Consider the following 12,335-nt stretch of genomic DNA (forward strand, 5'->3'; position numbering starts at 1 on the left):
CGTTACCCGATCACGACCTGGGTGTCCGACGCGAACGTATAGTTCGGGACAAGCAGGTTTTGCGGCGCCGGGCCCTTGCGGATCCGACCCGAGGTGTCGTAATGCGAGCCGTGGCAGGGGCAGAACCAGCCGCCGAAGTCACCCTTCGGCTCGCCTTCTTTCTGACCCAGCGGAATGCAGCCCAGGTGGGTGCACACGCCGACCATGATCAGCCAGTCGTCCTTTTGGACGCGGTCGGCGTCCTTGGCCGGGTCCGGCAGGGCCGCGGTGTCGTCTTTTTTCGCCTGTTCGATCTCGGCCGCGGTGCGGTTGCGGATGAACACCGGCTTTCCTTGCCAGACGACCGTGATGCTCTGGCCGTCCTTGATGGGCTCCAGATTCACTTCGGTGGTCGCCAGGGCCAGGGTATCGGCCGCCGGGTTGAGGCTGTTAACAAACGGCCACAGGGTCAACGCGGTACCCACCGCGCCGACAGTAGCCGTGGAAACCAGTAGGAAATCGCGGCGCGTCTGCGCGTCGATTTCGGCGGTTGGCGGGGTGCTCGCCGTGTCGCTCATAAGCACTTCCCCTTAAAAGGTGTTTTGATCTTGTGTTCGCCGCCCCGGCTTGATGGGTGTCAAACCTGGACGGCCCCCGAACTCACCGCCAAATCTAAGGGACCGGCGGAAAAGAGGCAACGGCGGGCTGTATATTACCCAACCGTCATGGAATGTGCGGACGCAGGACGCCCGCACGAACCGGCGAGACCTTATGTCCTGAGGGGCCTTCAGGCAAGCGCTAACTGTTGAGAATAGCTTGCAAACCGGGCCTTTCGGGGCCTTCATGGGGCCGTCATGCCCGCACCGGTCGAAATTGCCCTGTATCAACCCGATATCCCGCAGAACACGGGCGCCGTGATGCGCACGGCCGCCTGCCTGGGCACGGCCCTGCATATTATCGAGCCCTGCGGCTTTGTGCTGTCGGATGCCCGCATGCGGCGCTCGGGCATGGACTACCTGGATCACCTGGAAATGCGCCGCCATGCCTCCTGGGCCGCGTTCCGGGAGGCATCGGAAGGCCGCCGCCTGGTGCTGTTGACCACCGCGGCGGCCACGCGGTTGCCGGATTTCCGCTTCCAGGCCGGCGATATGCTGTTGTTCGGGCGCGAAAGCGCGGGCGTGCCGGACGATGTGCATGCCGCGGCCGATGCGCGGGTGCGGATTCCCCTGGTTCCCGGTACACGGTCCTTGAACCTGGCGGCCAGTGCGGCCATGGTTCTGGCGACGGCGCTGGGCCAACTCGGCGCCTATCCCGGAGACCCAGGCACCCCATGAACGACGCAACGCCCCCCGCCCCCGATTACTCGGACGCCCACAAATCCCGCGCCAAGGCCTGGTTCGAGCGCCTGCGTGACGATTTCTGCAAGGCGCTGGAGGATCTCGAGGACGCGGTCACCGGCCCCAACGGCACCAGTGCGCGCCAGCCGGGCCGATTCGCGCGTAAATCCTGGGAACGTCCCGGCGACGTGGCCGGCAGCATGGGCGGCGCCAATGGGGGTGGGGGCGTCATGGCCGTGATGCGGGGCGGGCGGGTGTTCGAAAAGGCGGGGGTCAACGTGTCCACCGTCATGGGCGAATTTTCCGAGGAATTCAGGGCGCGAATCCCGGGTGCTGCCGAAGACCCCCGATTCTGGGCGTCCGGCATTTCCACCGTCATCCATCCCAATTCGCCGCTGGTGCCGGCGGCGCATATGAACACGCGCATGATCGTCACCACCCAGGGCTGGTTCGGCGGCGGCGGCGACCTGACGCCCGTGTTCCCCGATGACGCGGATACGGATCAGTTTCACGGCGCCTTCAAGACGGCCTGTGACGCCCACGATCCGGCCTACTATCCCAAGTTCAAGGAATGGTGCGACCGCTACTTCTTCCTGCCGCACCGGAACGAGGCGCGGGGCGTCGGCGGCATTTTCTACGATCAGCACAACACGGGCGACTGGGACGCCGATTTCGCCTTCACCCAGGACGTCGGCCGGGCCTTCGCCACCGTCTATCCCGAGATCGTGCGCAAGCACATGAACAAGACCTGGACCACGGATGACCGCGAAGCCCAGCGCGTGAAGCGCGGGCGCTATGTGGAATTCAACCTGCTGTACGACCGGGGCACCATCTTCGGCCTGCAGACGGGCGGCAATACCGAGGCGATCCTGATGTCCCTGCCGCCGGACGTCGCCTGGCCGTAGAAGTGATCGGTTGAAAAGCTCTCAAGCCCACAAAGGATGGCGTGGCCGGCTTGCGGGCGTCTTAATACGACCTTTGCTTCGTGTGCTTTCTTTCACGCTACAATTCTTGGTATTGCTTTCGACTGGCTGACCAGAGCCGAGGTCTCTTAATTAGGACTCGTTCAAATGCACCTGTGGATCGGGGGAATCTTAACCGGGGTTGTGCTCGTCGGGTTTATTCATGCCATTTTCCAGAATTTTGAACCGATCAACAGCAGGTGGATGCCCGACGATTGGGAAACCTTATTAGTCGGTATCGTAGCACTGCTGCACTATCAAGCTTATCGCAAAGAACTTGCTGTTAAAGAAAATCGGGCCGCATTAGGAGCCACTGGGCGACTGACAAATGATCTGAGTGACATCACTAAGTATGCAACTAAGGCAATGAAGTTTGCTCAGTTGCTCCATGAGTATATATTGGAAATAAATAATATTCGGGAACTGGAACAAGGGCCTGGAGCATTTAGTTTAGATATTGAGACCTGGGATTTGCGGTTAAGAGAGGCTCGCGTTGCTGCTGACGACATCAGGAAAAAACTTCTCAGAAAAAAAGTGCCACGCCTACCTCAGGAACTAATTGATCGGGTTGCGGACGCGGGGAACCATCTAGGATCAGATAGGGTCATCGACCTGCTGAAAGCATATCAGGTCCAGTATGCAAGGCTCTCAGATTATTTAGAACGAATTAGAAACCCTGAGACTGGCAATACGACGCACATAGTGACGACGCTTAATGCGCTTAGTGCGCTCAGTGATGCCGCGCGGATTCATGTGCTCGCTGAAAAATTATTCGATGAGGCTAGACGTGGTTGGAAGTTTTACAACGATGACGTGACTGCAGAAGAGATCAAAAATTGTCTTCTGATACGTATTGGTTGGGAAGGGACAAATCCCACCACCCAGAAAGACGAAGCTGGGCGCCGTGATTCCCTAGGCTAATAGGGAAACGCAGCCTACTGCGCCCTTCCTTCTTGCCGTCTCTTTCCGCCGAGAGGTCATCATGCCCACCTTCTCCCTCGCCGCCCTCACGCCGATTCTGCTGCTCTGCGTGTCCAACATCTTCATGACGGTCGCCTGGTACGGGCATCTTAAGTTCAAGTCGGAGGCTCTGTGGCTGGTGATCGTCATCAGCTGGGGCATCGCCTTCGTCGAATACTGTTTCGCCGTGCCGGCCAACCGTTATGGCCACGGGATTTATTCGGCGGCGGAATTGAAGACCATCCAAGAGGTCATCAGCCTGACCGTGTTCGCGGGGTTTTCCGTGCTTTATCTGGGGGAAAGCTTTTCCTGGATGCACGCGGCGGGGTTCGCCTGCATCGCCTTCGGCGCGTTCCTCGTGTTCCAGGCAAGCTAGCGCCTTCCGAAACCAATGACGGCGGGAACCCGCTTTCTGGGATTCCCGCCGCCGTTTGGATCGTTCGAAACGAAGCGTTTCGTATATCGGTTTTTTAGGGCCGCCCGAACGGCCTTGTTCTGGTTCCGCGATCTCTGTGTCGCGGTGGTAGTGCCGGCGAGTATGCCGGGGGATGGTTTACCGATGATTAACGCCCTGGCCGGGATTAGCCGGTTTTGGTCGACATCATCTGGTCGGCGGTCTGAATGACCTTGGAGCTCAGCTCATAAGCCCGCATGGCCTTGACCATGTTGGCGATCTCTTCCACCGGGTTGACGTTCGACGATTCCAGGAAGCCCTGCAGGATGGAGCCGAACCCGGCCGTGCCGGGCGTGCCCACCAGAGGGGCGCCAGACGCCGTGGTTTCCTGGAACATGCTGTCGCCGATGGCGTACAGGCCGCCTTCGTTGGGGAAGCGGACCAGGTTGATCTGACCCAGGTTCTGCGGCTGCGGCTGTCCTTCGAAGGAGGCGTAGACCTCGCCGGAATTGTTGATCGTGACCTCGATGGCGCCCGGCGGGATGGCGATGCCGGCACCGACCGTGAGGCCATCATGGGTGACGATCTGCCCGGCCTGATTCAACTGAAAGGCACCGGCGCGGGTATAGGCGGTTTCGCCGTTGGCCAGGGTGACCGGCATGTAGCCGGAACCTTGAATGGCGACATCGAAGGGGTTTCCCGTCTGCGCCAGGTTGCCCTGTTCGACGACCCGGTAGAAGGACGCCGTGTGCACGCCCAGGCCAGCCTTGACGCCGCCCGGCACGATGCCGTTGGCACGCGAATGCTTGGAATTGGGGCGCTTGTTGTCTTCATAAATAAGATCGTTGAACGATGCCCGGCGGCGCTGATAGCCGGTGGTGTTCATGTTCGCCAGGTTGTTGGCGATCACGTCCACGCGCTCCTGCTGCGCCACCATTCCGGTGGCTGCGATATAGAGTGGATTCATTTTTCCCGTTCCTTATACGTTCGCCTTCGCCGGGGTTGACCCCGATCCAGGTGCTGCTGGGGGTGTTTCAATCCCCGTGCCATATGAAGAATTGTTTGTTTTCAACAGATTAAATTAATTTTCCTGGGCCCGGGACGGCAGAAACCGCCCGCAAAGGGGAAATTCTTGCCGGGTCGGGCGGCACTTCAGGGGCGGGAGGGCCGCCGATCGGGCTTGTCATCGCGCGCCCGGCGCGTCACCTTCCGGTCAATCCCTTCCGGCGCCGCAAAGGCCCGGACAATCGATGAGAATTCCCAAGGAGGAGACATCCATGCGCGCCTATTGGTATGACCGCGCCGGCCCGGCGGCGGACGTCCTGCAGTTCGGCGACCTTCCCGACCCGGAACCGGGTCCGGGCGAGGTCCGCGTCCGCATCGCTTATTCCGCCATCAATCCGACGGACGTGAAGCGCCGCGCCTCGGGCCGCGAATTGGCCCAGTTCTCGCCGATCATCCCCAACAACGACGGCTCTGGCGTCATCGACAAGGTCGGCGAAGGGGTCAACAACGCCCGTATCGGCCAGAAGGTCTGGATATTCGGCGCCCAGCATGGCCGCCCCCAAGGCACGGCGGCGGAATACGTGGTCCTGCCGACGCGCCAGGCGATATCGCTTGCGGGCGACGTATCCTTAAGCCAGGGGGCCTGCGCCGGGGTGCCGGTGGTGACGGCCTATCACGCGCTGTTCTGCGACGGCGATCTGTCGCGGAAGACCGTTCTGGTGACCGGCGGCACGGGGCGTGTCGGCGCCTATGCGGTGCAATTGGGCGTGTGGGGCGGGGCCAAGGTGATCACGACCTGCGGGTCCGATGACCATTGCGCCGAGGCGCGCGAATTGGGTGCTGCGGCAGCCCTCAATTACAAGGAGCCGGGCCTGAAGGAGCGCATTCTCGAAGCCGCCGGCGGCCCCGTCGACCGCATTGTCGAGGTCGCTTTCGGGTCCAACACGGACCTGCTGCCGGATATCCTGAAACCCAACGGCACCGTCGCGACCTATGCGTCCGACGCCGTGCCGGAGCCTTCGTTCCCCTTCAACAAGTGGATGGGCGGCAACGTCAACATCCGCATGTTCACGATCTATCAGCTCGACCGCTTGACGCAGGATGAAGTGCTGCAGACGGTCAGCCCGCTGATGTCGCCGGACACCCTGGTCCACCGGATCGGCGAACGCTTCCAGTTCGAGGACATGGTCAAGGCCCATGAAGCGGTAGAGGCAGGCGACGTCCACGGCGTCGCCCAGGTCGTCGTGGCGAAGAATCTGGAGCATCAGTGATGAAGATGATCAACCATCAACCGGCGACCGTGCACAAGCCGTTTTCGGCCTATGCCCTGGCGACCGAGGTTCAGGACGCCACGCGCTGGCTACATATTTCCGGCCAGGTCGGGGCGGACAGCGACGGCAATCCGGTCGAGGGGATCGAAGGCCAGTTGGAAGCGATCTTCTTCAAGCTGGGGGAAATCCTGAAAGAAGCGGAGATGGACCGCACCAACCTGGTCAAGATCACCATCTTCCTGACCCGGGCCGAGGACGCGGGCGTCATGCGCAAGGTGCGTGACCGCTTCATGGCCGGGCATCTTTGCGCGTCGAGCCTGCTGATCGTCGCCGGGCTGTCGTCGCCCAACTGGCTGGCCGAGGTCGAGGCGGTCGCGGCGGCCTAGTTTCCCAGGCCGCCGGACCAAGCTGTTTACGGCACGTCGACGACGACCACTTCGGCGTCGGTATCGGCGCGGATGGTGATGGTATCCACATCCGTCACCGCCGTGCCCGAGCGTTCGGGCGCGGTGACGCCGTTGATGGTGAGGTCGCCCACGGCGGGCACGATATAGGCGCTGCGCCCGGGGGCCAGGGTCAGGGTGGTTTCTTCACCGGCTTTGAGCGTGCCGCCCAGGACGGCGGCGTCCTGATGGATTACCAGGGCGTCCGTCGCTTTGTCCGCTGCGCGGCCCGAGGCCAGAACCTCCAACCTGCCGCCGCGGCTGTCCTTGGGGAACTTGCGGGCGTCCCAACGGGGTGCGATGCCGGTCTTCCGGGGCTCGATCCAGATCTGGAACAGGGTCGTCGGTTCGTCCTCGCGATTGTGCTCCGCATGGCGGATGCCGGTGCCCGCCGACATCACCTGGACGTCGCCCGCTTCGGTGCGGCCGGTGTTGCCCAGGTTGTCCTGATGGGTGATGGCCCCCGTCCGCACATAGGTGATGATTTCCATGTCGCGGTGGCCGTGCGGGTCGAACCCGCGGCCCGGCTGGACCGTGTCGTCGTTCCATACCAGAAGCGGTCCCAGGCCCGTGCGTTTCGGGTCGTAATATCCGGCGAAGGAAAAGTGATAGCGGGCGTTCAGCCAGTCATTGGTGAAACGGCCCAGGTCGTTCAGGGGGGTAACGGATATCATGGCGATGATCCTTTCGTTGATCAGGCGGCCTTCAGGCGGTCGCGCCCATGGGGGGCGTCCAGGTCCTGATCGGGGCCGGCGGGGATGATCCCCGTTGGGTTGATGGTCTTGTGACTGCCGTAGTAGTGGGCCTTGATCGCCGTCATATCGACGGTCCCCTTGATGCCCGGCCATTGGTAAAGCTCGCGCAGGAAGCCGGACAGGTTGGGGTAATCGGCGATGCGGCGGATGTTGCACTTGAAGTGGCCGACATAGACCGGATCGAAGCGCAGCAGGGTGGTGAACAGCCGCCAGTCGGCTTCCGTGATGCGGTCGCCCGTCAGGTAGCGGCTTTCACCCAGCAGGTCCTCGATCCAGTCCAGGCTGTCGAACAGGTCCGTGACGGCTTCGTCGTAAGCGGCCTGTGTCGTCGCGAAACCCGCCCGGTAGACGCCGTTGTTCACCGTCCGGTAGATGCGGTCGTTGACCAGGTCGATCTCGTGCCGCAAGTCATGGGGATAGAAATCCCCCCGCTTGGCGCCGACATCGTCGAAGGCCGAATTGAACATGCGGATGATTTCGGCCGATTCGTTGCTGACGATCGTCTGCGTCTGCTTGTCCCACAGCACGGGCACGGTGACCCGACCGGTAAAGTCCGGTTTGGCCGCGGCATAGACCTGATGCAGGAAACGTGCGCCCAGGATCGGGTCCGCACCGGCGGCGATTTCCCAGCCATTTTCCAGCATCAGGGGCTCGACCACGGTCACCGAGATCATGTCCTCCAGACCCTTGAGGGCGCGGAAGATCATGGTTCGGTGGGCCCAGGGGCAGGCGGCCGCGACATACAGGTGATAGCGCCCGGCTTCCGCCTTGAAGCCGCCGTTGCCGGTCGGCCCGGGGCTACCATCGGCGGTGATCCAGTTGCGGAAGGCCGCGTCCTCGCGCTGGAACCGGCCGCCGGTCGCCTTGGTGTCGTACCATTGGTCGCGCCATTCGCCGTTCACAAGCAATCCCATTGTCTTAACTCCTTGTCCTGCGTCCGCCGGGGCTCAGGCCGCCTGGGCGACCTGGGCGATTTCCGCCTGGGCGGCCTTGATGCCGTCGTCGCCCTTGGCCGTGCCTTCGGCATAGATGAACGAGATGTTCTCAAGCCCGATGAAGTTGAGGGCCCGGCGCAGATAGGGTTCCAGATGGTCCAGATGGTTGAACGGTGTGCCCGGGCCGTAGATCCCGCCGCGCGTGGTTACGACATGGACAGGGCGGTCGGTCACCAGGCCCTTGGGGCCCTGGCCGGTGGGTTCGAACGTGCGGCCGATGCGGGCGACCTGGTCGATCCAGGTCTTCAGCGATGAGGCGATGCCGAAGTTGTGCATGGGAGCCGCGATGACGATGGCGTCGGCGGCGAACAGCTCGTCGATCAGTTCATCCGACAGGGCGAGTTTCTGGTTCTGCTCGGCCGTGCGGTCGGCTTCCGGCGTGTAGAACGCGCCGATGGTCGCCTGGTCCAGGTGCGGCGGCGGGTTGGCGCCCAGATCGCGGACGACGACGTCGGCGTCGCCGGCCAGGGAATGGGCCAATTCCTGCGCCAGGGCGCGGGAGCTGGAACCTTCGAGATTGGGGCTGGAGCTGATGAGAAGAATGCTCATGGATCGGGTCCTTTCGACTGTCTGGTAAGGGCCGGCGGGCCAATGGATTGGGGGGCCGGCGCTGATGACGGGGACCCTACGCCTGAGCGTATTTGTAGACAATTGGCCTAAATGGAATATAATTGTTTCTTAAATTAAACAATAGAGCGGTATATGGATCACCTGACGGGTATGGCCGTTTTCGCCAAGGTGGTGGAAACCGGGACCTTCACCGGCGCGGCGCAGGCCATGGGCCTGTCCAAGGGCGCGGTGAGCAAGCAGATCGCCAAGCTGGAAGACCGTCTGGGTGCGCGTTTGCTCAACCGCACCACCCGGCGGTCCAGCCTGACCGAGGTCGGGGCCGCGTTCTATGAGCGCTGCCGGCGCATCGTCGCCGAGGCGGAGGAGGCGGAATTGGCCGTCACCCGCCTGCATGCGGAACCCCGGGGCACCCTGCGTGTCAATCTGCCCATGTCCTTCGGCATGATCCACATGGCCGATGCCCTGCCGGACTTCATGGCGGCTTATCCGGAAATCAGCCTGGACGTCACCCTCGACGACCGGGTCGTCAACGTGGTCGACGAAGGCTACGACGTGGTCATTCGTATCACCGATCTGCCGGATTCATCCCTGATCGCCCGGCGGATCGCGCCGTTCCGCATCGCGACCTGTGCGTCCTCGGCCTATTGGGATGCCCATGGTCGACCCAAGCATCCGGACGACCTGCGGGGGCACGCCTGTCTGCTCTACAGCTATCTGTCGAACCTGAATGAATGGCGCCACCGGGGGCCGGACGGCCCCTTCGCCGTGCGGGTTGACGGCCCCATGCGCGGTAACAACGGCGACCTGCTGCGCGCCGCCGCCGTGGCCGGCTTGGGGGTCGTGCGCTCGCCGACCTTCATCGTCGGCTGCCATCTGGTGGAAGGGCGGCTGGAACAGGTGCTGGCGGAGTATGAGGACGACGACCGCGGTATCTACGCCGTCTATCCCCATAACCGGCATCTGTCGGCCAAGGTCCGCGCCTTCGTCGATTTCATGGCCAAACGTTTCGCCGACCCGATCTGGCTCGGCATGAACGTCACCTGACCGACGCGACGCCCGTCAGTGCGAGGGGCCGCTGGGGGCCGGCAGGCCTTCAAGTTCCACGTTCACGCAGGCGACCTTGCCGCTGGCCACGGCGCGGTCCAGCGCCGCGTCCAATTCCGCCGGGTCGGTCACGTATTCACCATGTCCGCCAAGCCCGGCCACCGCCAGGTCATAACGGGCATCCGACAGTTCGCAGCCGATCAGGCGGTTGGAGCCGTATTCGCGCAACTGAATCTGATGTTCCGCGTTCCAGCGGTGATCGTTGCCGATCACCACCACATAGGGGGTGCCGGCGCGGGCCGCCGTCTCGAACTCGGCGAAATGAAAACCCACGGTGCCGTCGCCCATCAGCGCGAACACGGTGGCGTCCGGCACGGCCTTCTTGGCCCCGACGCCATAGCCGAGACAACCGCCGATAACGCCGGAAATGCCGTTGATGATGCGTTTGTCGGTCCGCGTCGCGGCCTGAGCCCATTGCCCGAATTCACCGCCGTCGATGATCAGCACGGCATCCTTGGCCTTGTCGATCTGGCGCTGCACGGCGGCGCAGACTTGGGCCGGGGAAATGCCGCCGTTGGCTCCGGGAGCGTCGGGTACGAAGCTGCGCTGGGCGATCTGGTCCTGGGCCTTGGCACGCCAGGCCTGATGGGCCGTGCCGCCGGCCCCTTGGGCGATCAGGGCCTCGGCCGCGTCCCGGGGGTCGGCGGCCAGGGCGGTCACGATACGGTCTTCCAGGTTGCGGTGGGCGCGGTCGCGTTCATCCGCGTCGGCATTGATGCAGATCCACTTGCAGCCAGCATCGAAGATGTTGGTGCCGGCGAAACCCAGGGTGAAATCAATCCGCTTGCCCAGGGTGACGATCAGGTCGGCCTCGGCCATCACGCCCGCGATGCTTCCGAGGGACGGATCCTTCAGGCCGCGCGGGCTTTCCATGACGACCACGGGTGCGTCCAGGGCATCCGCCAGCTTGTCGCGGACACCCGGGCCACGCGCCGTGTTCAAGACCGGCCCGCAGAGGATGATCGGATGCTTGGCGGCGGCGACCGCATCGGCCACGCGCTTGGCGTCTTCGGGCGCAAGCGCCATGGTCTCGCGGGCGAAGGCGTCGGCCGGCGGCACCTTGCCGCCCGTGGCGTCGGCCTCGACCACGTCGAAGGCAAGGGACATGTGGACCGGCCCGGGCCGCCCCGATTTGGCGGTGCGGATCGCCCGGGCGGCGGCGCTGCCCAGGTCGGCAGCCCGCACGGGGCGGATCGACAGCTTGGTCAAGGGGGCCGTCATCGGCACCTGGCGCATTTCCTGAAACGCCCCCCGGCCGTCCTGGGCGACCGGGGAATCGCCGGTCAGCAGCAACACCGGCGTGTCCGATTCCCAAGCCGTGTACAGCCCGCCCATGGCGTTCGCGGCCCCGCCGCCCGCCGTCACCATGGCCACGCCGACGTTACCGGTCAGCTGGGCATAGGCCTCGGCCATGTAGACAGCGGCGGCTTCGTGCCGGGTGTGGATGATCTCGATACCTGCGTCGAAGCAGGCGTCATAGACCGGCATGATCTGGTTGCCGGACAGTGAGAAAATGCGTGTCACGCCGGCGGCCGCCAGCGACTTAACGAGAAGGTCTGCGCCTCGCACGATCGATCCCCTTGAGTGTTAATGCTATGTCACGGCGAGAAGCCGCCTGCGCAGCGGTTGTAGCATTTATGGAAATTTCTGGAACCCCGCCGGTTGGTTGCGGGGCCCTAGACCGGGACTTCGCCTTCCAGGATCACCCGGTGCATGATGCGCCCTTCGGATGCGTCGTAATCCCGATGTGCGATATGCAACGTCGCCCGGTTGTCCCACAGCACAAGGTCGCCTGGCTGCCAGGTATGCCGATAGGTGATGTCGGGAGTGATGGCGCGCGCCAAAAGATCCTGAATGAAGGTACGGCTTTCCGCCGGCTCCATGCCGTCGATGCGTTCCGTCTTGCCGGGGTGGACATAGATCGCTTTTTTCCCGGTTTCCGGATGGGTGCGGATCAGGGGGTGGCGTTGCGGCGCCTTGGCAAGGGCTTGACGGGCGTCTTCTCCGACGCTGCCCGTGTCCTGTTCGATCACGTTGACGGTAATCATCGGGTTCAGTTTGTCGCGTTCTTCCGCCGACAGGCCTTCATAAGCCGCCTGCATGTTGGCGAAGCTGGTGTCGCCGCCCTTGGACGGCAATTTGACCGCGTACAGCATGGTCATCTTGGGCGGGCGGGCGTGGTTGGTGTGGTCCGTGTGCCAGGCGCGGGACCCGGTAGGAATGGCCTTGCCGTCCTTGCCCTTGTCCGACTGGCGGCTGTCCAGCACGACGATCTCGGGATGTCCCGGCATCAGGATGTTTGTCAGATGTTGCGGCATCAGGTCGCCGAACAGACGTGCGGCGTCCAAGAGCCGTTCGGGCGTGAAATTCTGCCCGCGCACGACCATGACAAGGCGCTCGCTCAGCGCCTTCTGCATGGCGGACAAGTCTTCCGATGCGACCGGACCGCTGAGGTCGATACCTGTCGCCTCGACGCCAAAGGTCGACGACAGGGGATTAAGAGATACAGACATGGGCGTTTCCTCCGATACCGCCCGGCTTTTCCCGCCGGGTCGGATCA

14 protein-coding genes are annotated in these 12,335 nt (G+C 63.3%); 7 read left to right on the top strand and 7 right to left on the bottom strand.

Translation table 11 applies throughout. The annotated features are described in order from the left end of the window. Positions 1 to 2: 2 nt before the first annotated feature. Positions 3 to 557: a ubiquinol-cytochrome c reductase iron-sulfur subunit gene (gene petA / locus KFF05_04275; GenBank protein ID UTW52595.1), complete on the bottom strand. Its 555-nt coding sequence runs from the start codon at positions 555 to 557 to the stop codon at positions 3 to 5. A gap of 276 nt (positions 558 to 833) precedes the next feature. Between petA and KFF05_04280 the strand changes: the two genes are divergently transcribed. From KFF05_04280 to KFF05_04295, 4 genes are all read left to right on the top strand, one after another. After that, a complete protein-coding gene (locus tag KFF05_04280) occupies positions 834 to 1,313 on the top strand; it encodes a tRNA (cytidine(34)-2'-O)-methyltransferase (GenBank protein ID UTW52596.1) in 480 nt (159 codons plus the stop codon). Continuing rightward, complete coding sequence (hemF, locus tag KFF05_04285; GenBank protein ID UTW52597.1) at positions 1,310 to 2,221, top strand: oxygen-dependent coproporphyrinogen oxidase; 912 nt, start codon at positions 1,310 to 1,312, stop codon at positions 2,219 to 2,221. Before KFF05_04280 ends, hemF begins: the two co-directional genes overlap by 4 nt. Positions 2,222 to 2,386: 165 nt before the next feature. Next, entirely contained in the window at positions 2,387 to 3,199 is an 813-nt protein-coding gene (locus tag KFF05_04290) for a hypothetical protein (protein UTW52598.1), read from the top strand. Positions 3,200 to 3,260: 61 nt separating this feature from the next. Then, entirely contained in the window at positions 3,261 to 3,614 is a 354-nt protein-coding gene (locus tag KFF05_04295) for a DMT family protein (GenBank protein UTW52599.1), read from the top strand. A gap of 205 nt (positions 3,615 to 3,819) precedes the next feature. Here the strand turns inward: KFF05_04295 and flgG are convergent, their stop codons facing one another. Beyond that, the gene (flgG, locus tag KFF05_04300; GenBank protein UTW52600.1) at positions 3,820 to 4,599 is read right to left on the bottom strand and encodes a flagellar basal-body rod protein FlgG; all 780 of its coding nucleotides are present in this window, start codon (positions 4,597 to 4,599) and stop codon (positions 3,820 to 3,822) included. Between the two features lie 310 nt (positions 4,600 to 4,909). Here flgG and KFF05_04305 point away from each other — a divergent pair, with 310 nt between their 5' ends. Then, positions 4,910 to 5,908, top strand: a complete 999-nt coding sequence (locus KFF05_04305; GenBank protein UTW52601.1) for an NADPH:quinone reductase — start codon at positions 4,910 to 4,912, stop codon at positions 5,906 to 5,908. Continuing rightward, the gene (locus KFF05_04310; protein ID UTW52602.1) at positions 5,908 to 6,294 is read left to right on the top strand and encodes a RidA family protein; all 387 of its coding nucleotides are present in this window, start codon (positions 5,908 to 5,910) and stop codon (positions 6,292 to 6,294) included. Before KFF05_04305 ends, KFF05_04310 begins: the two co-directional genes overlap by 1 nt. 26 nt (positions 6,295 to 6,320) lie before the next feature. Here the strand turns inward: KFF05_04310 and KFF05_04315 are convergent, their stop codons facing one another. The 3 genes from KFF05_04315 to KFF05_04325 are packed head-to-tail and all read right to left on the bottom strand — an operon-like array spanning position 6,321 to position 8,650. Continuing rightward, positions 6,321 to 7,025 (bottom strand): pirin family protein, encoded by a 705-nt coding sequence (locus KFF05_04315; protein UTW52603.1) that lies wholly within the window; start codon positions 7,023 to 7,025, stop codon positions 6,321 to 6,323. Positions 7,026 to 7,045: 20 nt separating this feature from the next. Then, entirely contained in the window at positions 7,046 to 8,020 is a 975-nt protein-coding gene (locus tag KFF05_04320; protein ID UTW52604.1) for a glutathione S-transferase family protein, read from the bottom strand. A 33-nt stretch (positions 8,021 to 8,053) separates the two neighbouring features. After that, entirely contained in the window at positions 8,054 to 8,650 is a 597-nt protein-coding gene (locus KFF05_04325) for an NAD(P)H-dependent oxidoreductase (GenBank protein ID UTW52605.1), read from the bottom strand. Between the two features lie 153 nt (positions 8,651 to 8,803). On the opposite strand from KFF05_04325, the gene KFF05_04330 reads away from it, so the two are divergent. After that, positions 8,804 to 9,715 (top strand): LysR family transcriptional regulator, encoded by a 912-nt coding sequence (locus KFF05_04330; GenBank protein ID UTW52606.1) that lies wholly within the window; start codon positions 8,804 to 8,806, stop codon positions 9,713 to 9,715. Positions 9,716 to 9,730: 15 nt separating this feature from the next. Here KFF05_04330 and KFF05_04335 read toward each other — a convergent pair whose 3' ends face one another. Both KFF05_04335 and KFF05_04340 read right to left on the bottom strand, forming a co-directional pair. Next, a complete protein-coding gene (locus KFF05_04335; GenBank protein ID UTW52607.1) occupies positions 9,731 to 11,344 on the bottom strand; it encodes a thiamine pyrophosphate-binding protein in 1,614 nt (537 codons plus the stop codon). A 107-nt stretch (positions 11,345 to 11,451) separates the two neighbouring features. After that, positions 11,452 to 12,288: a TauD/TfdA family dioxygenase gene (locus KFF05_04340; GenBank protein UTW52608.1), complete on the bottom strand. Its 837-nt coding sequence runs from the start codon at positions 12,286 to 12,288 to the stop codon at positions 11,452 to 11,454. Positions 12,289 to 12,335: the final 47 nt, after the last annotated feature.

The sequence above is a fragment of the bacterium SCSIO 12827 genome (genome assembly GCA_024397995.1).
Taxonomy (GTDB): domain Bacteria; phylum Pseudomonadota; class Alphaproteobacteria; order Rhodospirillales; family Casp-alpha2; genus UBA1479.